Origin of the sequence: Bacillus sp. ISL-57, from assembly GCF_018613135.1 — a bacterium.
Lineage (GTDB): Bacteria > Bacillota > Bacilli > Bacillales > DSM-1321 > Peribacillus > Peribacillus frigoritolerans.
This window is the reverse complement of sequence record NZ_JAGGQV010000010.1, coordinates 1-22,096: the sequence shown is the minus strand read 5'-3', so window position 1 is coordinate 22,096 and position 22,096 is coordinate 1. Positions and strand designations below refer to the sequence as shown.

Annotated in this window: 14 protein-coding genes and 3 pseudogenes; 2 read left to right on the top strand and 15 right to left on the bottom strand. The window is 39.3% G+C overall.

What is annotated here, in order from left to right; genetic code table 11:
* Nucleotides 1–87: 87 nt before the first annotated feature.
* Complete coding sequence (locus J7I90_RS15115; protein WP_214772692.1) at nucleotides 88–1,521, top strand: IS4 family transposase; 1,434 nt, start codon at nucleotides 88–90, stop codon at nucleotides 1,519–1,521.
* Between the two features lie 219 nt (nucleotides 1,522–1,740).
* Here J7I90_RS15115 and J7I90_RS15110 read toward each other — a convergent pair whose 3' ends face one another.
* The 14 genes and pseudogenes from J7I90_RS15110 to J7I90_RS15050 form a co-directional block, all read right to left on the bottom strand.
* Nucleotides 1,741–3,279, bottom strand: coding sequence for a glycoside hydrolase family 32 protein (locus tag J7I90_RS15110; RefSeq protein WP_214772857.1), 1,539 nt, complete (start codon nucleotides 3,277–3,279; stop codon nucleotides 1,741–1,743).
* Between the two features lie 105 nt (nucleotides 3,280–3,384).
* Entirely contained in the window at nucleotides 3,385–4,848 is a 1,464-nt protein-coding gene (locus J7I90_RS15105) for a glycoside hydrolase family 68 protein (RefSeq protein ID WP_214772691.1), read from the bottom strand.
* 146 nt (nucleotides 4,849–4,994) lie between these two features.
* Nucleotides 4,995–6,269 carry an ABC transporter substrate-binding protein gene (locus tag J7I90_RS15100; protein ID WP_214772690.1) on the bottom strand — a complete coding sequence of 425 codons (1,275 nt, stop codon included), beginning with the start codon at nucleotides 6,267–6,269 and terminating at the stop codon, nucleotides 4,995–4,997.
* On the bottom strand, nucleotides 6,269–7,435 hold the full coding sequence (locus J7I90_RS15095) for a response regulator (protein ID WP_214772689.1): 1,167 nt from the start codon (nucleotides 7,433–7,435) through the stop codon (nucleotides 6,269–6,271). The genes J7I90_RS15100 and J7I90_RS15095 overlap by 1 nt, the downstream gene beginning before the upstream one ends.
* Complete coding sequence (locus tag J7I90_RS15090) at nucleotides 7,413–9,242, bottom strand: sensor histidine kinase (RefSeq protein ID WP_214772688.1); 1,830 nt, start codon at nucleotides 9,240–9,242, stop codon at nucleotides 7,413–7,415. The genes J7I90_RS15095 and J7I90_RS15090 overlap by 23 nt, the downstream gene beginning before the upstream one ends.
* A gap of 266 nt (nucleotides 9,243–9,508) precedes the next feature.
* A pseudogene (locus J7I90_RS15085) lies at nucleotides 9,509–9,884 on the bottom strand (iron chelate uptake ABC transporter family permease subunit); the annotation flags it as partial.
* 608 nt (nucleotides 9,885–10,492) lie between these two features.
* Complete coding sequence (locus J7I90_RS15080; RefSeq protein WP_214772687.1) at nucleotides 10,493–11,329, bottom strand: alpha/beta fold hydrolase; 837 nt, start codon at nucleotides 11,327–11,329, stop codon at nucleotides 10,493–10,495.
* Between the two features lie 304 nt (nucleotides 11,330–11,633).
* Nucleotides 11,634–11,740, bottom strand: a pseudogene (locus tag J7I90_RS27425) (hypothetical protein); the annotation flags it as partial.
* Nucleotides 11,741–11,949: 209 nt separating this feature from the next.
* A complete protein-coding gene (locus J7I90_RS15075) occupies nucleotides 11,950–12,630 on the bottom strand; it encodes a C40 family peptidase (protein WP_214772686.1) in 681 nt (226 codons plus the stop codon).
* 797 nt (nucleotides 12,631–13,427) lie between these two features.
* Complete coding sequence (locus J7I90_RS15070) at nucleotides 13,428–14,471, bottom strand: aldose epimerase family protein (protein ID WP_214772685.1); 1,044 nt, start codon at nucleotides 14,469–14,471, stop codon at nucleotides 13,428–13,430.
* Nucleotides 14,472–14,720: 249 nt separating this feature from the next.
* Nucleotides 14,721–16,115, bottom strand: a complete 1,395-nt coding sequence (locus J7I90_RS15065; RefSeq protein ID WP_214772684.1) for a sugar porter family MFS transporter — start codon at nucleotides 16,113–16,115, stop codon at nucleotides 14,721–14,723.
* Nucleotides 16,116–16,354: 239 nt separating this feature from the next.
* Nucleotides 16,355–17,779 (bottom strand): L-arabinose isomerase, encoded by a 1,425-nt coding sequence (gene araA, locus J7I90_RS15060; RefSeq protein WP_214772682.1) that lies wholly within the window; start codon nucleotides 17,777–17,779, stop codon nucleotides 16,355–16,357.
* 51 nt (nucleotides 17,780–17,830) lie between these two features.
* A complete protein-coding gene (locus J7I90_RS15055; RefSeq protein WP_214772680.1) occupies nucleotides 17,831–18,526 on the bottom strand; it encodes an L-ribulose-5-phosphate 4-epimerase in 696 nt (231 codons plus the stop codon).
* A 22-nt stretch (nucleotides 18,527–18,548) separates the two neighbouring features.
* A complete protein-coding gene (locus J7I90_RS15050; protein ID WP_214772678.1) occupies nucleotides 18,549–20,159 on the bottom strand; it encodes a xylulokinase in 1,611 nt (536 codons plus the stop codon).
* Between the two features lie 346 nt (nucleotides 20,160–20,505).
* On the opposite strand from J7I90_RS15050, the gene J7I90_RS15045 reads away from it, so the two are divergent.
* Nucleotides 20,506–21,597 (top strand): GntR family transcriptional regulator, encoded by a 1,092-nt coding sequence (locus J7I90_RS15045; RefSeq protein ID WP_214772676.1) that lies wholly within the window; start codon nucleotides 20,506–20,508, stop codon nucleotides 21,595–21,597.
* Nucleotides 21,598–21,611: 14 nt separating this feature from the next.
* Here J7I90_RS15045 and J7I90_RS28270 read toward each other — a convergent pair.
* Nucleotides 21,612–21,826 (bottom strand): annotated as a pseudogene (locus J7I90_RS28270) (IS110 family RNA-guided transposase); the annotation flags it as partial.
* Nucleotides 21,827–22,096 lie beyond the last annotated feature (270 nt).

The following is a 22,096-nucleotide window of genomic DNA, read 5'->3' as shown; positions in this document are numbered from 1 at the left end:
GCCATTAAGCTAAGGTGAATTTGTATCATCATAACGAAAAAAACGCTATTCTTTTTTTAGAAATATACAGGAAGGATGGCGTTTTCTATGAGTTTTTCTGTTTCAGACGAAATGAATCTCTTTTCTCAAGAACTTCAAAACTACTTATCTCCGTCTTCTCTACAACAATTAGCTAAAGAAGTTGGTTTTGTTCAACGTAAAAGTAAATATCAAGCACAAGAATTAATTGCTTTATGTGTATGGCTTAGTCAACAGGTCGCGAGTACGCCACTCACACAATTGTGTAGCCATCTCGAAGCATCTACGGGTGTCCTCATGAGCCCCGAAGGGCTTAATCAACGATTTAATGGTTCAGCCGTACAGTTTCTTCAACAAGTTCTAGCTAATCTTCTCACTCAAAGAATTCATTCAACACAAGAAATACTTCACCCATACTCCACGATTTTTAAACGTATTCGGATCCTAGATTCTACAACATTTCAACTTCCAGATAAGTTTGCCTCACATTATCAAGGTTCTGGCGGAAGCAGCCATACCGCAGGTGTTAAAATCCAACTTGAATATGACTTATTGAGTGGGAAGTTCCTTCACGTTTATGTAGGAGAAGGGAGAGAAAATGATAAAACCTTCGGTTCAACGAGTCTACAAATCATTCAACCGAAAGACTTATACATAAGGGATTTAGGGTATTTCGACTTACATGACTTAAAGAAAATGAATGATGAAGGTGCTTACTATGTCTCACGTTTGAAGTTAAATTCTCGTATCTATCGTAAGAACAATAAACCAGAGTTTTTTCGAAATGGGACTGTGAAGAAAGGTACTCTCTTTATTCAGTTAGACACGGAAGAGCTTATGAATCAATTACAACCTGGTCAAACACTCGAAATTTCAGAAGCATACATTGGACTGTATCAAAAACTACCCGCCCGAGTGATTATTCATCGACTAACTGAGTCACAAACAGAGAAAAGATTGAAAGAACAAGCAAAAAAAGAAAAGAAGAAGGGTATTACCTATAAAGACCGAAGCAAACGATTAAGTGGAATGAACGTATATATTACAAATCTTTCTTTAGAAGAAGTTCCAACGGAACATATCCATGACCTGTATTCGTTACGTTGGCAGATTGAAATTCTATTTAAGACCTGGAAATCTTTCTTTCAAATTGACAAGTGCAAAGAGATCAAGAGGGAACGCTTAGAGTGTCACTTGTATGGGCAACTGATTAGCATTTTACTCTGTTCCTCTACCATGTTTAAAATGCGTCAGTTACTTTTAGATATGAAAAAGAAGAAGTTAAGTGAATATAAATCTATCTATATGATAAAAGACTATTATTTATTGTTTTATCAAGGATTACAAAAGGACACCCAAGAACTATCAAAGACTTTTCTCCGTCTGTTTTACCTTTTGGAGAAAAACGGACGGAAATGTCATCGTTATAACAAGAAAACGGTCTTTGATATCTTAGGTGTTGTCTATGATTATTCGATGTCACAAAAACTCAAAGTTGCCTAATACTTTTTAAAAAACCTATTTAATAGGTTTTTTTGTCATGCACAATTTTAGGATTACTGTAGCAAAATAAAGAGAACGCACTTTCAAATTAATTCTTGGCAGGCTTAGCTTGATGGCGATGTGGTGGGGCCCCTTTTAGTAAATTTTCATATTTGAAGAGTTATTTCTTATAAAAGAATGTAGTTGTACTCATATGAAAGGTATCTGCTAAGATGAGATTCAATTAATCGGATCAAAATGTGTAACCTTCATATTCTTAAAGATCGCTTTGCCGCCCTCGGAGAAGAGAGTAATTCCTGTATCTTCAGCATGAGGGAATATTAAGTTTGAATAAGCAACCTTTCCATCATCCACAAAAACTTCAATACTCGTTTTATCGACGAGAATCTTTAAATGAACCTTCTTCTTACTGACATCAAATGGTGCAGTACTTTCAACCAACTGATTCGTTTCGTCAGGTTGATCTGTGAATACCCGATTGACATAAGAGTAATTTCCTTCTGCAGAAATGCCTACGTCAACGTGGCGTTTTTGATCATCTGACTCCCTGAGCCTAAATCCTGCATTCTTAAAATCCGACCATGAGAGATCCGCCTCTATTTGATAGGCATCTCCTTTAACATCAAGTGTTTCCGAGCCATCCACTTCGATTTTATTAAAAGAATTCGTTGAGCTTGTCAATTTTTTTAATGAATCTGAAGGCTGTGAAGAAAGATAATACTTATTCTCGCTTTCACGCTTTAGTTCAATTTGACGGACGATCGAATCCATTCCGTTAAACCCTTCTTTTAATGTCGGCGTATTGTTGGCGTAGGCCCAGTTATTCATCCAAGCGAGGGCATAGCGTTTGTCTAATTTGTCACTTGCCTTGCCATCTTCAAACGTTACTCCGCCATACCAATCGAAACCGTAGTCTAGCCATTGCGGTTCAGTGTTATCTGGAAGAAATTCCGTTCCATTAAACGTTCCTGTCCAGTATGCATAGGTGTTGGGTTTCCCTGCTGCTTTTCCGTTTGCACTGACGCCCAGCACCCACTTTACTGTCCCGTCATCAGCGCGGATCTGGTAAAGGTCAGGGCACTCTAAAACTCCAATGTTCTTAGTGGTAAAGCTGCTCATATAGCGCCAATCTTTCAGGTTATAAGACTCATAAAAACCTATTTTCGATCCTTCGGCCATGGTCATGACCCATTTTTGATACGTGTTATCCCAGATGATTTTGGGATCTCTAAAATCCTTCGTTCCTGGATTTTTCATAATAGGCTCGTCACTGTAAGAGGTAAACGTATTTCCTTTGTCCGTACTGTACCATAGAAATTGTTCTTGTTTCTGGCCACCCTTAGATGGTTGTGTTACGACCGCCACAAAAGCCTCTTTTCCAAACCCAGCTGTATTTTCCTTGTCAAACACGACTGACCCTGTCCATGGATCCCCATTTTGATTCGTATATTTTGGAATGGCAATTCCTTCATCCTTCCAGTGAATCAAATCTTTAGAGTTGACATGTCGCCATTCTGTACCATTGCCATCCGGGTAATCTCCATTATAAAGGTAAAAATAATGATAATTTCCTTCAAAGTAAAGGGGCTTCTGTGGATCGTTTTTCCAATGATCAGGGGAAGTAAAATGATAGGCAGCCCGGTATGAGTGCTTTTCTACCTTATTTGGGGAATTAGCTTCTTTTGTTTTATAAAATGAATGAATCAAAATTCCTGTGCAAATAACCATCCATAATCCAAGAACGAATAATCCAACCATCTTATATTTCTTTTTGTTCACTTAAACTCACCACTTTTCTCTTTTAAAATAGAAAAAAGAAAATGCCAAGTTTTCCTGACATTTTCTTTTTCTTTTCACTGGTAACTACTTAACCGTAATCTGGCCTTGTTCAAGAATACTGTCTTTTACTACCGATGTTTGTTTCCCTTTAATGTTAAGCTGGAAGCTTGGGGCAAAGGTAGATTTATTGTCTTCAAAATAACCTCTGTTTGTCATGTAGCTTGTCACTACAACATTATCACTGTCAGCCTGCGGGATCGCATAGTGTGCATAGTTCCAAGTGATGTCATATGGATCTAGATCCTGATGCAGGACGATACCCGTATTATTCAATGGTTTATATGGGCCAGTTAAGGAATTTGACGTGTAGCCTAACATGTAAATATCTTGATTATCGATTCCATCAATGGTCATTTTTGATCCTCTTGAACTTGTGAATAAATACCACTTGCCGTCCTTTTTAAAGATGTTTGGACGTTCGATTTCATCTGTGACCGTATTTGAAACAATCAATGGCTTCATTTCTTTTTTCAATGTATAATCGTCGTTTACCTCAATGATTCCAATTGCACCGTTTGCAAGTTCAGCTAACTCTTTTTTAGGGCTTTGCATAAGTTTGTTTTTCTCATCCTGGAAGAATTTATTGCTGTTGCCATAATAAGCTCTATTGTATAGCGATTCTTCGCCTTGGTAGCCATATTCTGTACCCGTATTTGCTTCAAATACAAGGTATTTGCGGCCGTTGTCTTCTACATAGTGAGGGTCTCTGAAGGTATGATTATCAGCGGAATTTCCGTCCTCTACAAATTTATCTACAGTTTGATAGTACTTGCTGTCTTTGCCTTCATAGATGGATTTGTAATCCTCAACTCCATCCACTTTTAATGTTTCAGAATCTGGCTCTGAAAGGTTTACTTGAGCGGTTGTCAAGGTTTGTTTCCCATAATTCCCTGACTCAGGTATATACGGTTCACGGTTTGTATAGAATAAGCGAACTTCCCCGTCCTTAGTGAAGGTTGCAGAACCTGACCACTCTTCGGCTTGCTCTTTTAGATAAGGATCATTTGGAACGTTTTTATCATTGGCATCAAATACTCTTCCAGCATTCTTCCAAGCATCAAGGGAGTTGTCGCCCGCTTTTTTGTAGAATATGTAGATGAACGTATCACTCGCGTTTTTAGGATCTCCTGCTAATCCAAAAACGATATGATATCCTTTGTACTCTGCAACAGTTCCATCAGCGTTTTGCAATGGCCATGTATCCCACACATCTAAATTAATGGTTTCGCCTGATTCCGTTACTTTTTTGGCAGAAGGGATGTTTTTAATTGTGGATTCGTCAAACCTAGGAACGGCATATCTAGTATCACCGTGCTGATTAATCATATCTTTCATAGCTGATCGAGTGATTTGTGAAGTATCGTACGTTTCTTTGTAATCTGCCGGATCCTTTGAAGCTGCAAATGATTGGGTAACAGTACCGCTTAATAGAATGCCAGTACTAAGTATTCCTGCTGTTGCCTGTTTGGCAAGCCTGCTAAAGTTCATAAATCTTCCTCCTCGTTTTATGTGTTTGCTAGTACAGTAGAATTATAGGCGATTCGTGAAAAGAGAGGTATGCCACATATTGATTGGAATTTAGTCGTATATTGATATCACAATTGTGGAAGGCAAAAAAAAGCCCCGGCAAGAGGCTATTCCTTCGAAAACCTCTCCCAGGACTTCTGATATTCAATGAGCAGTTGATTGCGGTTCAGCTGTTTCCCGACATAGAGCTGAGTAGCGGCTCCGAATTCTTCCCTAATTTCAACAGGGAAGTGAAACCAGTTAGATGGGACGGTGTTCCCATCTTTGTAATTCCGAAGAGTTTCTTCTGCGAGCGGCCCTATATCATCAGTTTTAATGTTCTTAAACGCAGGAATGAATTTGAATTCTTCCGTCATGAACCGTTTTCCTTGTTCTGACAACACCATCCAATTTAAAAATTTCTTGGCTTCTTTTTTCTTTTCAGGAATGGACTGTTTATTTACGGCCCAATAATTTGGAACGCTGACGACAAGGGCTTCCTTTAAAGGTCGGTCATTAATCGGAATCGGCATAAAACCGATGTTCATGTCAGGCGAAGCTTGATCGATCATCGGCTGAATCCAGTTGCCTTGCAGAATGATGGCTGCTTTTTCGGAGGTAAACAGATTCACTTCCATTGTATAGTCCGTTGACAGCGGATTATCGTTTCCGTACTTTATGGTGAGATCCAGCAGGGCAAGGAGATCCTTAAATGTTTGATTGGTACTGATTTTTTCCGTACCGTTATTTAAATTTCTTATAAAAGCATCAGTATCCTTTTGCTGGGCAAAAGCAACATTCATTAGATGGTCGCCCAATTTCCAGTCTTCATAGTAGCCTGTTGCAAAGGGAGTAATGCCTGCATTCTGCAGCTTTTCGGCAGCTGCTGTCAGTTCAGAAAGAGTGGCTGGCTGTTCAGTTATGCCGGCTTTTTTAAATAGATTCTTATTATAGATAAAGCCATACCCTTCAAGGTTAACCGGCATTCCGTAAATTTTCCCGTCCAATGTGACTGGCGTCAGGGATTCTTTGTATGCTTGATTAATCCAGGGCTCCCCTGAAAGATCCTCCAGATAATTCCGCCACAGCTTGGCATTTTCATAGCCGCTGTTTGTAAAGATATCCGGACCAGTGCCGGTCGCCATTTCGGCTTTTAGGTCGGCGAGGTCATCCATTGCGCCTCCAACAGTATGTACCCTGATATTGACGTGAGGATTTTCCCGTTCATAAGCACGTGTCATTTCTTCAAATTGAGTGGAGATTTCCACTTTCGGATTCCTTAAATCCAGCGTGATTTTCCGCTCTGTCTTTTCCGTTTTTTCTGGTGAGGCTTCATCCTGACATGCAGAAAGAGGCAGGCTGACGGCTCCGATTAACAAAAGGGATAAAAACCTGTTTTTCATCATGTCACCCCTTTAGATTCATGTTGATCGTTCCTGTTCCTGAACTCAAAAGGCGTCATGCCGACGACCTTTTTAAATAGCTTTGAAAAGTAGATTTCATCTTGATAGCCAAGCATGGTCGAGATGGAATAAATGCTTTTGTCTTTTTGTTTCAGCCACGACTTTGCCTGGCTGATTCTAAGCTCCGTGATGTATTTGGACAGGGTCATTCCGGTTTCTTGCTTATACTTTCTCGAGATATGCTCGCGGCTTAAAAAGAAAACATTCGACAGCTTTTCCAGACTCAAATCCTCCATATAATACATGTCAACATAGGAAACCATGTCTTCCATGCGGCGAGCGGCATCTATTTCATCCAGACGGTGGATGGATCGGAAGTTTTGTTCCTCGAGCTTTTTCTGCAGAGCCTGAAACGAGGTCCTGATATCCGATAAAGTTTCGATCTGCTCTTCAGTTACAAGCCTAACCGGGATATCGAACTCCTGGCTGATCCATTCCTCAACGGAGAGCCATTGATCGCGAATGGTGATAACAAGGCAGAGGTTAAGATCCGTCTGCAGGGAAAACGCATTTCCTAATTTGCGGTCCGTAAGCTCATCTGAAAGCTTTTGGATATAGAAATCCGGATTGTGCATCTGGTAAAAGGAGAGCAGCGTCAGCATATAGCCCTCCGATTCAGGAAGAAACTCGGCAAGGCTGATTGAATCTGAACGGTCCCCCAGACATATCGCAGTGGCTAACTGGTTTCTCCGCAGTTTTTTCACATCTTCCAGCACTTCAGCATGTTCAAAGTCAACCTTCCAGGCTTGTACCGATTTTTCCAGTGTATGATTGAACGCCTCATACTCAATCGGCTTCAGCAGGTAATCAAAGCTGCTGTGCTGAATGGCTTTGCGCATATAGGAATAATCGTTATAACCAGTAATGAAAATAACTTTCCCAGGATAGGAAATGGAATCCAGCCACTCAATCAGTTCGATTCCGCCCATACCGGGCATTTTCACGTCTGTAAAGATAATCTCCGGGCGTTCTTTTTCAATCAGTGATTTTGCCTCATGGCCATTTTTGGCTTCCAATAGCTTGGTGATGCCGTGAGTTTCCCACTGGCCTAAATGGCGTATGACGTCCCGCACATTGAATTCATCATCGACAATCAGTGCTTTCACCGTGTGCATCTCCTTTCCTGAAATAAGTCTTTATTATTCCCAAGGGGCTCTTTATCGGGATTCTCATGCTAACGGAAAACCCCAGTCCGTCATTCGAATCTACTTTCATTTCTGCACTTGGTCCATACCCTAGAAGCAGCCTGTCACGAATATTCTTCAGGCCTATATGTTCATGCGAATAAGTCCCTTCGTAAGGGGGTGAATAGATATGTTCCCGAAGAGTCTGAAGCTCTTCTTCCGTCAGACCCGGACCATCATTCTCGACAGTGAAGAACAGATCGTTTCCTTGTTTTTCCCCGTTAATCGACAAATGAGCGTTGCTATAACCTTCCTCATACGTGTGTTTAAAAAAATTCTCTGCCAGGGGCTGGAGAATCATACTTGGAATAGTCATGTCCATAATAGACTCATCGATATTGACCGAGTAACTTACATTTTCACCAAAACGCTCTGTTTGAAGGGAGAGGTACGCTTTTGTATACTCAGCTTCATCCCGAACCCGTACCCATTGATCTGCCTGCATTGAGTAGCGCATCATTTTGGACAGTGAAGTCAGCAATTGATAGACCTTTGGTGCATTCGACCTGAGGGCGACAGCGCCGATGGATTGTAAAGCGTTAAACAAAAAATGAGGATTAACCTGTGATTTTAACGCCCTGAACTGGTTCTTCCTGTTTTCAATTTCAAGTTTATATTCACGGTCAATGTGGGAATTGATCCGGTTCATCATATCCTTCATGTGTGACTCCAAATGGCCAATTTCATCGCTTTTGGTATCATCAAAAGGGACATTCATATTTCCGCCTTCAATGGAGCGGACTTTGCTGCTCAGCCTCGTAATGGGACGGGTAATCCTATTTGAGATAATGCCTATCATCAGCAAACCCAATATTCCTACGCCGATGCCGACAAGGATATTGGTATAGGCGGTTTTCCTGACATCTTCATATAAAGCCTGGCTCGACATGACCTTAATCAATTTCCAGCCGTTCAGTGACCCTGATAACTCTTTTGATAAGAGAATATCGTCATCATGCCGGCTCCCATTCCCGTCAAGACGTTGCTTTTCATCGGCAGGAAGAGGTTTTCCAATCAGGGCACGATCATTTGCATACATGACGCGATCTTTTGAATCAATAAGCAAAACTGAAGATGCGTCTCCCTGGACAAGGTTATTGCAAATGCGGGCGTACTCGCCCAAATCAATGTCGATTGTAATCATCCCAAGAAACTTTTTAGAAAGAACATCTATAATTTTGTGGTGAAAAGTCATCACCATCGTTTTGTCCGATTTTGGAACAATGGCTGCATTATTGTAATTCTCAAGTGGGTGGGGCGGCTCAATCAAATATTGTGAGTCAGATGTATACAGCTGTTTGATCGGGCCCTGCTTCAGAAAATTCGGCTGATACCTGTGTGTGCTGATCATTGCATTATAGACAGTGAATGACTCATTGTTTTTAGCAATATAGAAACGGATTTGCCTGAATTCGTTTCTCATTAGATAAAAGGTTTCGAGACTCTTTTCCATGGTCATAGGGCTGAAATAAATGGAGTCCTCGAAGCCGTTTTTAAAAATCCGAAACAGATCAGGGTTGCGGTACAGAATATATGGAAAATCAATCATGTCGTCAAAATACTGCTCCAGTTCATCCGCATTCTTCTGAAGCTGCTCCCGGCTGTTTTCAAGTTCATACTGCTCCACACTGCTTTTTGTGTAAGTGTAGATGAAAAAAACGGACAGGAAATAGGGCAGAACGATGAAAATCAGCAGCATGATCAATAAACGGCTTTGTATGCTTTTCACAGGAGGCACCCCCTTTCGCAGAAGGCTCTTTTTTTAGTCTGACCTTATCTTCTCACTTTAGCATCCTAAAACTATATCAAATCAAAAAACCAAGTCAATCATGCTTAAGTAGGATTCGTGTAAGTGCATGTATCGTTATCTTTCGCAGTTCGGGCTTATATTATGTTCCAATCTGCGCTGCGCCAAGTGATTTGAAGATGATAAGGCAAACAAAAAAAGCTGAAGACATCTTCAGCTTTTACAAAAATCGTGCTTTTTCTCCTACTCTCCAACAACAAATACATAAACAAAGGATCCCCTATTATAGCGATCATAATCCCCGCAGGTATTCCTTTGGGTTCAAGTATGTTTCTCTTCCGATGGTATTCTGCCAGAAGGAGCAGCCAGGCGCGGATCAGAATCACTACCGGCAGGAAGAGCTGATTTCGAGGTCCGACCAGAGCTCTTGCAAAGTGCGGAACCCTGAGCCCGACGAAGGCGATGCCTCCTGTGACAGAGACAGCTGCTGCTGCAAGCGAAACCGATGTCAGCAACAGGATCGCCCTTTTTTTCAACTGATACACCTAAGCCTATTGGCACAGGTTCACTCAAACCAAAAAGATTCAGCCGAGTCACTTTGTACAGTGTAAAGGGGATGAGAATTGGTTATAGTTACGAGAATAAATTAATTAACTCACTATATTAGGGCAAAATTCATCTTCCATTTACATTAACTTTAGAAGACATTCGTCAAAATATGATGAATTATGAAAAGGATATGTCTGGACTATATTATTATGGGGAACGGCTGTTGGGTTTTATACGATGCAAGGACGGAAATGGGAAATAAATATAGAAGTAAGCCTTTGTCACTTTGGGCAAAGGCTCCTTTTTTTACGAGTTTCTTCTATTAACTAGGAAGGTATTAGACTGCCTTTTTTCTTTAGAAATACGTTTATAACAATTAAGGTCAAGTACATCTCGGGGTGCCCTAGATTCTGCTAATAGTTATAATACCGTATATATCACAGCTAACTTATTTATTAGCAGAACCCCAAAAATGCAATTGCAGGTAACATAAAGGGTATTGAAAAGTGTAGAATTAACCAATAAACCCCTTATATCAGTGTAATAATGATTGCTACGAGTCATTTACTAAAAGTATCTTCTAGCAAACACTCTACTTCTGCCTCATATTAAGAGTTTTCCTACAAACTTATTAAAAGAAAGACTGCCTCCTTCCCATTTGAAATAGGATCGTCATTACTTTATTAATCTTTTAAAAATGTTAGTAACGCTTCATTAAATTCTTTTGGATGAGTTGCGTTTAATCCATGCGGACCACCCTTTATTAAAGCGAGCTTACTACCAGGAATGGAATCATATGTACGTTTTCCACTTAACTCAAAAGGTACAGTTGCATCAGAGTCACCGTGAATAATAAGAGTAGGTATATTGAACTTTTCCAAGTCCTTTCTAAAATCTGTCTTACTAAAGGCCGTTATACAATCGAGCGTTCCCTTAGGTGAGGCACTAGCTGCAATTTCCCGATTATATAAACGGAATGGCTCACTAACTAAATCTGTTTGATTACCCGCCGCGAAAAACCCCTTCGTAAATTTGTCAAGAAATGCAAGGCGGTCATTTATCACGCCACTTTTGAATTCTTCAATTGTTGCATCATCTAATGCTCCTTCAGGATGATCCTCTGATTTGTATAAATAAGGAGGAACTGCTCCAGCAAAAACAGCCTTTTCAATACGATCTGTTCCGTACGTACTAATGTATCGAGCTACCTCACCTCCACCCATAGAAAAACCAACAAGTGTGACATTTTGAAGATCTAAATGTTCTAACAGTTTATGTAAATCAGAAGTAAATGTCTCATATTCATATCCTTCCCACGGCTGAGATGATTTTCCAAATCCACGACGATCATATGTTATGACTCTGTAACCTGCTTCAATAAGAGCTGGCACCTGATATTCCCAAGAGCGTCCACTTAAAGGCCAACCATGTATTAAGACAACGGGTTTCCCTGAACCATGATCCTCATAATAAAGTTCAATTGGAGCATGATTTTCATTTCCTACAGTAAATTTTGCCATATAAATTTCCTCCCATGAATTAAACCTATATTCTTGCTTCTCTTAATAAAACTCTTTACTCCAAAATATTTAACATATTTTTTGCAAAATGTTTATAGGATTATTATATTCCCTACTATTGAAATTGTAAAATTATTCAAAAAATATCAAATCAATTAATTTTATTAGATTACAATTTATTTGTTTAAACCAAGGTGTGTAAATTATTAAATAATATTGAAAAAACTAAACTTAAAAAATCGAATTAGAGATTTCTAAGCAACTCCAATTAGGGTATCTCCAATTAAGTTGGAATTAGGAATCACAGCTTGAACGCTACGATAATAAGGCCAACTTTAACTAAGCCCTGCGAGGCTACCCTTGTACCTCCTGGGTAAACTTTTCACGGTTTTTATAAACTTCCTCGACTGTCTTTTGTGAGAATTAAAGAATTTTTATGTGGTATATGGAAGTCCATTATACCCAAGTGTTTCTGGGAGCAAAAAAAGCTAAAATTGTGTCTTAAAAAAATTTTATGTTTTAATACCGAGTCTACCATCCGTAGGACTTCTTAGTATCGTAACCTATTGGTAGAACTAGAAAAGCCAGTCTCTTCAAAAAAGAACTGGCAACCTTCTCTATTACATTCTTTTTGATCCTAAATATCTTTTCTTCCAATAACTATTATCCATGGAGGAAATGCTTACACCGTTTGATGAGGAGCTGTGTATGAATTGATTGCCACCTATATAAATACCTGCATGTGAGGCACCAGGTTTATATGTTTCATAAAAGACCACATCTCCAGCTTGTGGTTTGGACACCTTTGTCCCCTTTTTATAAATTTCCGATACCGTTCTTGGTAATGTGACATTTGCGCCTTTATCAAAAGCATATTTTAGGAATCCGCTGCAATCAAAACCTTTTGGTGTAGTTCCACCCCATACATACCGTACATTCAAATGTTTCTTTGCTTCCTTCACTATCGCAGAAGATTTATTGCTTGTTTTATTTACATTAGCGTTGGAGGTCTTCTTTTTTACCCCCAAAGCTTTATATGTATTCGGACCTACAATACCATCAGCTTTTAAACCTTTACTTTTTTGGAACTTTACGACTGCACTTTTAGTAACGGTTCCGAAATATTTAGTTGTATTATTACTCTTAAAATATTGTTTTTTCTTTAGAACTTCTTGTAATTGTTTTACTTCTATATGAGTCATTCCACTTTTCAATGTACGATCGCCCAATGCAGCATTACCAACCAACGGATTTGATAGTAACAATCCAGAAACAACAAAAGATGCTATAATTTTTTTCATTTTCTCCCCCGATTAAATCACTTTTTTATAATTTTATCATCTTTAAGTGACACATATATTTACCTAATTTTACATTATTATTACAAATGAATACATAAAGTGAGTATAAAATACAAAATAACCAAAATATTGCTTATACTCCCGAAAGGTGTAATTAAGAGTAAATTCCTCGCTTTTTATAGTAGTAACCATCCGGTTTGGATAGCCTCCTCTACATTTTCATTAATACTATGATATATTCTCCGCTCCTTAAATTTTAATTTTTCACTAGTTACAAATCTTTGAGCTTATTAAAGTAAATAAACATCCTCTTAACCTTAAAATGGATGTCTAACAAAGGCATACCGCTCACGACTATAACTGCCTGAATAATTTTCGTGATGTCATTCCATTCTTGTAGAATTTCTGCCTTGTTTCGTACAAAACAATCGAGTGAATGATTTGTCGGGAACAATCGTTAATTTTTTTTGAGGCATAGGAAAAACACCTCATTTGATACAAGGATCGTATCAGGAGGTGCTACGAATAGAAATATGTGCTGTTTAAATGGGGGCTCACCTTTAACCTTAGTTTTACGGCCCACTTTCTAACTGTTTACGCTTAAAGTTATAAGTTGTCCCCTATCATCCAAAACTCATTTCGAGTGAGTGGCTAACTCTTATTCGGCGGGAATGTCACGAGCTATGCTCGATCGCTCTACAGTCACCTGATGTTAATTCTAACAAGCAGCCGAATCGATGTAAAATTATCGAAACCAAATCCACCTATTCGACGTTTTAACACACGTACTGGAAACTTCAGCTGAGGGGGGTCCTGACCTCAATTTTGTATTTTGTTTGGGAAGTATAATCTTGGCCTGCTAAAAGAAGAATATCCCCAAAATCTTCAAACTCAATCGCTCCTGGAGCAACTTGGGTTTCAAACGTTATTCCGCCGTGTTGAATTAATTTTTCTCCGTGCATAAGTGGCACACCTTTCACAAAGTTTGCCGTGTAAATGACAACCGCAGGTTCTTCTGTGTATACCTCGACTGTTATTTTCTGGTCAGGACTAATTAATTTGGCTGCAGTTTGATGAAATCCTGGGCGCGTAAGGAAGAATGGATGATCGATCCCTTGAACCTTTTTAACTTCTGCGTCCATGGCTTCAAAGGTTGATTTTAATTTCTTCGGGGTTCGAAAATCATAAGGCGTGCCAATTGTGCTTCGCTTTTCCCCAGTTACCGTGGTATCGTCATTTACTGGTGCAAATTCTTCAGAAAAGATTTGTAAGAAGTGATCATCGATTGGATTGCTGGGATGCCCCGTTAAGTTAAAATAGACGTGATTGGTCGGATTAAAAATTGTGTCTTTATCACTAGTTGCTTGATAGCTGACTGACCAAATATTTAAGTTGTTTAATGTGTAAGTCACACTTACTTTCAAATTCCCCGGAAAACCATTCTCGCCATCGGGTGAGTCGGTTGAAAAGATGATCGATGCACTTTCATCCGTCTCCTTCACTTCATAACCCCAGACTTTTTCATCGAATCCAGGGCTGCCACCATGTAAGGTATTCCCTAATTGATTTACAGATGTTTGGTAACGTGAATCACCAATTGAAAATTGGCCATTTTTTATTCTTCCAGCGACTCTTCCTATTGTTGCTCCAAAATATGTTTCTTTTTTGTAATCCTCAATCGAGTCAAATCCCAATACAATATTATTACGACCCGATTCCGTCAGGACGAACAGATTGACGATTCTTGCACCAAAGTTTGTAACTTCCATTCTTACTCCATGATCATTTTCTATGGTAAACAGCAAGACATCATTTCCAAACGAGCTTTGTGCTACTTTCATTTTATCGGCTCCTTCCCTATTAAATTCCTTCATATAAATAAAAGCTAAAAAAATTGCATAAAAAGTTCAGCTAACATTTTTAATAATTGTAAAGCCCGAAGTAGCAACCTCGGGCCTAAGAAAAGGAATCATATGAGTAAATCAACATATTCCTTGATGAAGTATTTACCTTATTGCCCCCTGATTTAAAATCTCTCCTATTCTGGTATAGCTTCATTGAATTCCGCTCCAACCCTTAATAGGTCTAATTTAAGCACTTTTCCCCTTATCTCGTCTGCTTTCTCCAATCTTTTCAATTTCCTCCAAAGTATGACCTCGAGTTTCAGGAACACATGTCCGGATAAATAAAACACCAAGTAAACAAATAGCACCGAAGATTGCAAAAACAGCTTCTTGAGACATCGAAGCGGTCATGATTGGAAATAGCAACCCAACCAAGAAAGAACCAATCCAGTTAAATGATGAAGCCACTCCTGACGCCCGCCCGCGAATTACCAGCGGAAAAATTTCCCCAACTATGACCCAGGTTAATGGAGCCCAAGTGAATGAATAAAGAGCTACATAGATACTTAAGAAAACAACCATCATCATCGGGTTTGCATTAGGAATTAATACATTCAATATGGCCGGCAAAATAAAGGATAGCCCCATAATCGTTCCGCCGATTGTTAATAAAGTACGGCGATTAAATTTATCAGCAATCATTAGGAATATTAATGAACCTAGTACGAGAATAACCCCTTGAATAATTGGCCACATCAATACTGAGCTGGCTCCATGCCCTGTTGCTTTTTCCACAATCATAGGAATGTAATAAAAAATTGCGTTTGCTCCCTGGAACTGTTGAAACGCAGCAACACCCACACCAGCCATTACTAAATAACGGTATTTATTACTTAAAAGGGTACCCCATGATGCTTTTTGATTTACCTTTGCTTCCTCTTTAACAGTTTCTTGTATTTGTGTTATTTCAGAATCAATTTTTTCTTTGCTATTGCGAATATAGCCCAACACCTTACGAGCTTCATCCATTTTCTTGTTCTTAATTAAAAAACGTGGTGATTCGGGTAACCTGGACACTCCAATAAATAAGATCAATGCAGGTACGGCAGCCAAACTAAGCATCAGCCGCCATGCCATTGTTCCTGGTAAGTCTTTCAATAAATAAGCGACAATGTACGAAAGCAACATTCCAGAGACGATCATTGTTTGATTAATTCCTGACAGACGTCCACGTAAACGTGCAGGCGCCATTTCCGACATATAGGCTGGGACCAACGCAGAAGCAGCTCCAACAGCCAACCCTAATAAAATCCGGGCAACTATCATAAAAAGGATCCCATTATGAGGGGATATTCCTGCCAAAATGGATCCAACAGCAAAAATGATAGAAGATATTAAAATCATTTTGCGCCGTCCTAAACGATCGGAAAGTTGTCCGGCCATGGCACCTCCAAAAATAGCTCCAAACATCAACGAAGAGGTAATCCAGCCAATGGCACCTGGGTTGTTTTGAAGGTTCCAATCATGTTGCAGAAAAGGCAAAGCACCCGTCATGACGCCGATATCATAACCGAAGAGAATGCCTCCAAAAGCCCCAAAAAAATAAATGAATCCACTTGAGATTTTCTTATCATTAACCATTAAAATTCCCTCCTCAAGGTTTTAAAATTATATTTTTAAAAATCCCACTACTAAAAACTATTTATCAGGATGAATTCTGTGTCGTCATTCTGCTATTAAAACGCTTTCATCTTTTCCATGCAAAACACGAATACGCTTCCGGATACAGGAAAAATACTAATCTATTACTATTTCCAGAAACTTCTGGATTACCTATTTTTCCCCTCCAAGGAAGCAGAGCCTCCTTGGAGGGGGAGACATTACTTGATAACTACGTATTCCAAGCCAACAAGTTTGGCATAGGTTATGATTTGGTCTGTTGTTAAATTCAATGAAACAACTGTATGGTGACCGCCACCATTCTCAATCCAAGCTTTCACTCCATCTTGGAAGTTTGGCTTCACTTCCCAAAGTACACGGGCCACAGGAAGGTTTGGTGCTGGAACAGTTGGCTCAAATGCAGAAACTTCATTAATCAAAAGTTTATAGTTTGTACCATAGTCAGCCATGGAAACAACGACACCATCTCCTGCTTTGCCGTCGAATACCAAACGTGCTGGGTCTTCACGATCACCTATACCTAATGGAGATACGATAATTTTTGGTTTGTTACTTGCTAAAGATGGGTCGACTTCAAGCATATGTGATTGAAGGATAGATTCTTGTCCAGCGGCTAATTCATAGGTGTAATCTTCCATAAATCCAGTTGATTGGTTATGGCTCATCACTTTCAGTAAGCGATCAAGTGCTGCCGTCTTCCAATCTCCTTCACCCGCAAAGCCATATCCTTGTGCCATCAAACGTTGGACGGCAAGACCAGGAAGTTGTTTCATCCCATATAAATCTTCGAAGTTCGTTGTGAAGGCCGTGTAACCACCATCATCAAGGAAACGTTTAATCGCAATTTCATAGCTTGCCTGTACCTTTACGCTTTTCTCCCAATCTTCCCTACTGTAGGTACCATAATCAAATTCATAAAGTCCTTCGTATTCTGCAAATAAAGCATCAATTTCTTCATCAGTAACCGCATTTACATATTGAACAAGGTCTCCGATTCCAAAATAGTCAACTGTCCACCCAAATTGGATTTGCGCTTCAACCTTATCCCCTTCGGTTACTCCAACGTTACGCATGTTGTCTCCAAAACGAGCGACCTTAATGTTGAAGCTTTCGTTATAAGCAACCGCTACGTCCATCCATTGTGCAATTTGCTGGCGCACTTCAGGACGCTCCCAATAACCTACAACAACTTTATTTTGTTTTTTCAAACGGGCATTGATAAAACCATATTCACGGTCACCATGAGCGGATTGGTTTAAGTTCATGAAGTCCATATCAATCGTTGCCCAAGGAATGCTTTCATTGAATTGTGTAGCCAAATGAAGCAATGGTTTTTGTAATAATTTTGTTCCACGAATCCACATTTTTGCAGGTGAGAAAGTATGCATCCAAGTGATGACACCGGCAACTTCGTTACGATAGTTGACTTCTTTCATGATGCTTGTGATTTTATCTGCACTGACAGCTAAATCTTGCAATACAAGTGGATAGGGTAAAATACCGCTTTCATTTAATGCATCGGTTATCGTTTGTGCATTCGCCTTGACCTCTGCTAACGCTTCTTCCCCATATAGATGTTGTGATCCTACGACAAACCAAAATTCTTTTTTTTCTGTTGTTAACATAATAAGCCTCTTTTCTTTATCTAATGGTTTGATAATTTGATAGAGTTGATCTTACTTTTGACCGTAATAAGCATATTTTCCATGTTTTCGTAAATAGTGTTTATCCAAAATATTTTGTGGTAATTCTTTTGCAAAATGATTTAATTCCCGTGTAAATAAATTCATTTTCGAAACTTCATCCAACACCACACTATTCATTACGGCGGTTTTTGCATCTTTTCCCCAAGTAAAGGGACCATGACCATGAAGTAAGACACCAGGAACGGCTAAAATGTCTAACCCGCGCTCTTCAAATGTTTCGATGATTAACTTCCCAGTCTCCACTTCGTACCCACGATCAATCTCCTCTTGTGTTAGGTAGCGGGCACATGGGACGGATCCGTAAAATGTGTCTGCGTGAGTGGTCCCCATCGCCGGAACATCAAGGCCTGCTTGAGCCCAGATTGTCGCCCAAGTTGAATGAGTATGTACAATGCCGCCGATTTCTTGGTAATACTTATAAAGTACTGCGTGAGTCGCTGTATCTGATGAAGGCCTCAACTTGCCTTCAACAACATTGCCATCTAAATCAACAACAACCATATCGCTGGCTTTCATCGTTTCGTAATCAACACCACTAGGTTTGATAACAAATAAACCGCTTTCACGATCAATGGCACTCGCATTTCCCCATGTATATTTCACGAGTCCATATTTAGGCAAGTCCAAATTTGCTTGAAATACCTCTTCTTTCAGTTGTTCTAACACGTCAATCCCTCCAGTTTTCCACTCATAACATCAAATTGTCTACAGCGGCCTGCTCAATCACTAAACCCTTCCTGTATCTTTCAATAAATGCTTCAAATCCTTTAACATCCACCTGATCAGGATAAATTTCTTGCCCCTCAGCCTCTTCGAATACTTTTTTGTCGAGGAAGTCTTCTAAACTTTCATTTTGATCTTTATTTATCATGTAAGATGCTAGAATCGCCATTCCCCACGCGCCGCCTTCTCCTGCTGTTGACATCACTGAAACTGGAGCATTCATTGCAGCGGCAACAATTTTTTGTCCTACAAGAGGCGTTTTAAATAAACCACCGTGAGCCAAAATACGATCAATTGCAACATTTTCTTCCGTTGTCAAAATACCCATGCCGATTTTCAAAGCACCAAAAGCAGTAAAAAGGTGAGTCCGCATGAAGTTCGCTAAATTGAAATGACTCTCAGGTGAGCGAACAAATAAAGGTCGCCCTTTTTCTAATCCTGTGATATTTTCACCTGAGAAATAACCGTAGCTAAGCAAACCGCCACCATCTGGATCCGCTTCCAAAGCCTTATTCAGCATTACTTCAAATAATTTATTTGTTTCAACCTTCTGCCCCATTGCCTCAGAAAATTCACGGAACAATCCCAGCCAAGCATTGAGATCACTTGAACAGTTATTCGCGTGAACCATTCCAACTGGACTTCCGTTTGGTGTAGTTACCAAATCTATTTCTGGATATACCTTTGAAAGTTCTTTCTCCAGTACAATCATGGCAAAAACGGAAGTTCCTACTGATACGTTTCCGGTACGTTTCCTTACACTATTCGTAGCAACCATTCCAGTTCCAGCATCGCCTTCCGGTGGGCAAATTGGAGTGCCTGGTTGTAAATTCCTTGATCTATCCAGGATTTTCGCTCCAATTTCGGTCAATTCACCCGCTTGCTCTCCTGAAATGTAAACTTTGGGAAGAATCTCTTTTAGTTTCCAAGGATAATCTTTCGTCACAATTAAATCATCAAACTGCTTGACCATTGATTCATTGTAATCTTGCGTTAATTCATCAATGGGGAACATACCAGAAGCATCTCCAATGCCAATTGCTTTATTACCAGTCAATAACCAGTGAATGTATCCAGCCAAAGTCGTAATGCAATCAATACGAGGTAAATGTTTCTCTTCATTTAATATTGCTTGATAAAGGTGGGCAATACTCCACCGTTCAGGGATATTAAATTGAAATAGATCAGTTAATTCTTTTGCTGCAACACCAGTTGTTGAGTTGCGCCAAGTTCGAAACGGAACAAGTAGCTCCCCTGTACTGTCAAAAGCCATATACCCGTGCATCATTGCGGAAAATCCAATAGAACCTATTTTCCGAATGGTAATTCCGTAATTCCGTTCAACTTCTTGCTTCATTTCACTATAAGCTGTTTGCAGACCAGTGATAATATCCACTAAGTTGTACGTCCAAATTCCATTTTCCAAGAGGTTTTCCCACTCATAACTTCCAGATGCGATAGTTTCATAACGATTATCAATCAACACCGCTTTAATACGGGTGGATCCAAATTCAATCCCAAGTGAAGTTTCTCCCTCGGTAATCGCATGTTTAATTTTCAAACGACTCGTTTGCACGTTAATCCCCTCCTGACAGCGCTTTCAATAAAAGGAGGCGCTTAAATATATTAACAACCATATTATATTTTTCTGTACGTACATTTGTCAATAGTGAATATTATTTATACTTACAACTTTCGAGCGAAATACTCCATCCTCACCTTTGAGTGGTAAATTAGTAATAAAGGAATTTTTATGACATGAAACCTAAAGGTAAATAGGGGATTTTATAACTTTCCTATAATTTATACAAAAAATAAGGCGATTTGTTTTAAATCATTCAAAATTATGTTAAAATATGTCCGCACAAATACTTCAAGTGAATTAATTAGCATGCAAACAATTATGAAAGAAGTGAGGTTTAATGAAACCGAAGTATCAGGTAATCATTGATGATTTAAAAAATAAAATCCTTACAGGTGAATATAGTGTAGGGGAACAAATTCCTACTGAATCCGTCATGCAAGAAATGTATAACGTTAGCCGACACACTGTACGAAAGTCCATTTTAGAATTATCAAACGAGGGATTCTTAAGAAGTGAAAAAGGATCTGGCACATATGTTAGTAACCAATATCAATCAAAATCTGGTAGCCATTCCAAAAATAAAACGATAGGTGTAATCACGACCTACATTTCTGATTACATTTTCCCCTCTATTATCCGCGGAATTGAAAGAAGATTGAATGAAGATAATTATTCGTTACTATTAGCCAGTACAAATAATGATGTCGAACAAGAAAAGAAAGCCTTGGAAATGATGTTGTCATTTGGCGTGGATGGTTTGATCATTGAACCTACAAAAAGCAACCTTTACAATCCCAACATCGGTTACTACCTATCGTTTAAGGAACAAGAGGTTCCATTCATCATGATTAACGCTTATTATGAAGAATTAGAGGTTCCTTTCTTTTGCCTGGACGATGTGCAGTCTAGCTATCTCGCAACAAAAGAATTGATTTCGAAAGGACACACCCAAATCGGACTCATTGCTAAAATGGATGATTTACAAGGAAAGTATCGAATGAAAGGATATATAAAAGCACTTGGAGAAGCCAAATTACGCTTTCAACCAGAGCAATTGTTTTCGTATACTACAGAAACGAAGCTAGACCTTTACACGAACTTGAAAGGGTTCCTAAATGAAAATAGAGACGTGTTGACTGCCATTGTTTGCTATAACGACGAGGTAGGATTGGAAGTAGCAAATGTATGCAGACAACTTGATATTTCTATTCCCGAACAATTATCAATTATTGGCCAGGACAATTCCTATATTGCGAAAAATGCAAATATCAAACTAACGACATTAACACACCCACAAGAACAAATGGGACATGATGCAGCTGATTGGGTCATCAAAAAGTTACAAGGAAAGAAGGATTTACCAAACGAAACCTATTATCAACCAGTGTTAATTGAAGGAGAAACTGTCAAAGAGTTAGACATACAATAATCTTAGTGTGTGATGCCTGTAGGCTCCGTTCCCACAATGGCTGCCTCCATCCATTTTAATAAACCAGCAAATCCATCTTCAGTCTTATCAAATGCAAGTGGATCTACGACTACAACACCACGGAAATTCACTGCTCTAGCCACATATAATTGTTGGGCACCCCCACCCCAACAATTATATGTTTATCGGAAATGCTCTCGATTAGTTTATCTTGCCTTTTAAACTTCATATTAGGGTTCCTTCTAGGGTTTTGAGTTAGAGTGGTGTATTACTCATATCTTACTGAGGAGCCCTATTTTTTTAAAAGCTGAACCCGTTTTGTTCCATAAGAAACTCCTATGGCGGCGCTCCTCGCCGCCACCATCTACTACGAAAATCTAAACTCAAAATAGAGTCTAGCCCATTAACCCCTTGACAATAATGGAAAATAACAATACAACCAGGCTGAACTTTTTTTGGTGGATCTTAAGGAAGATACCCTGTATAAGAAACTGGTTGT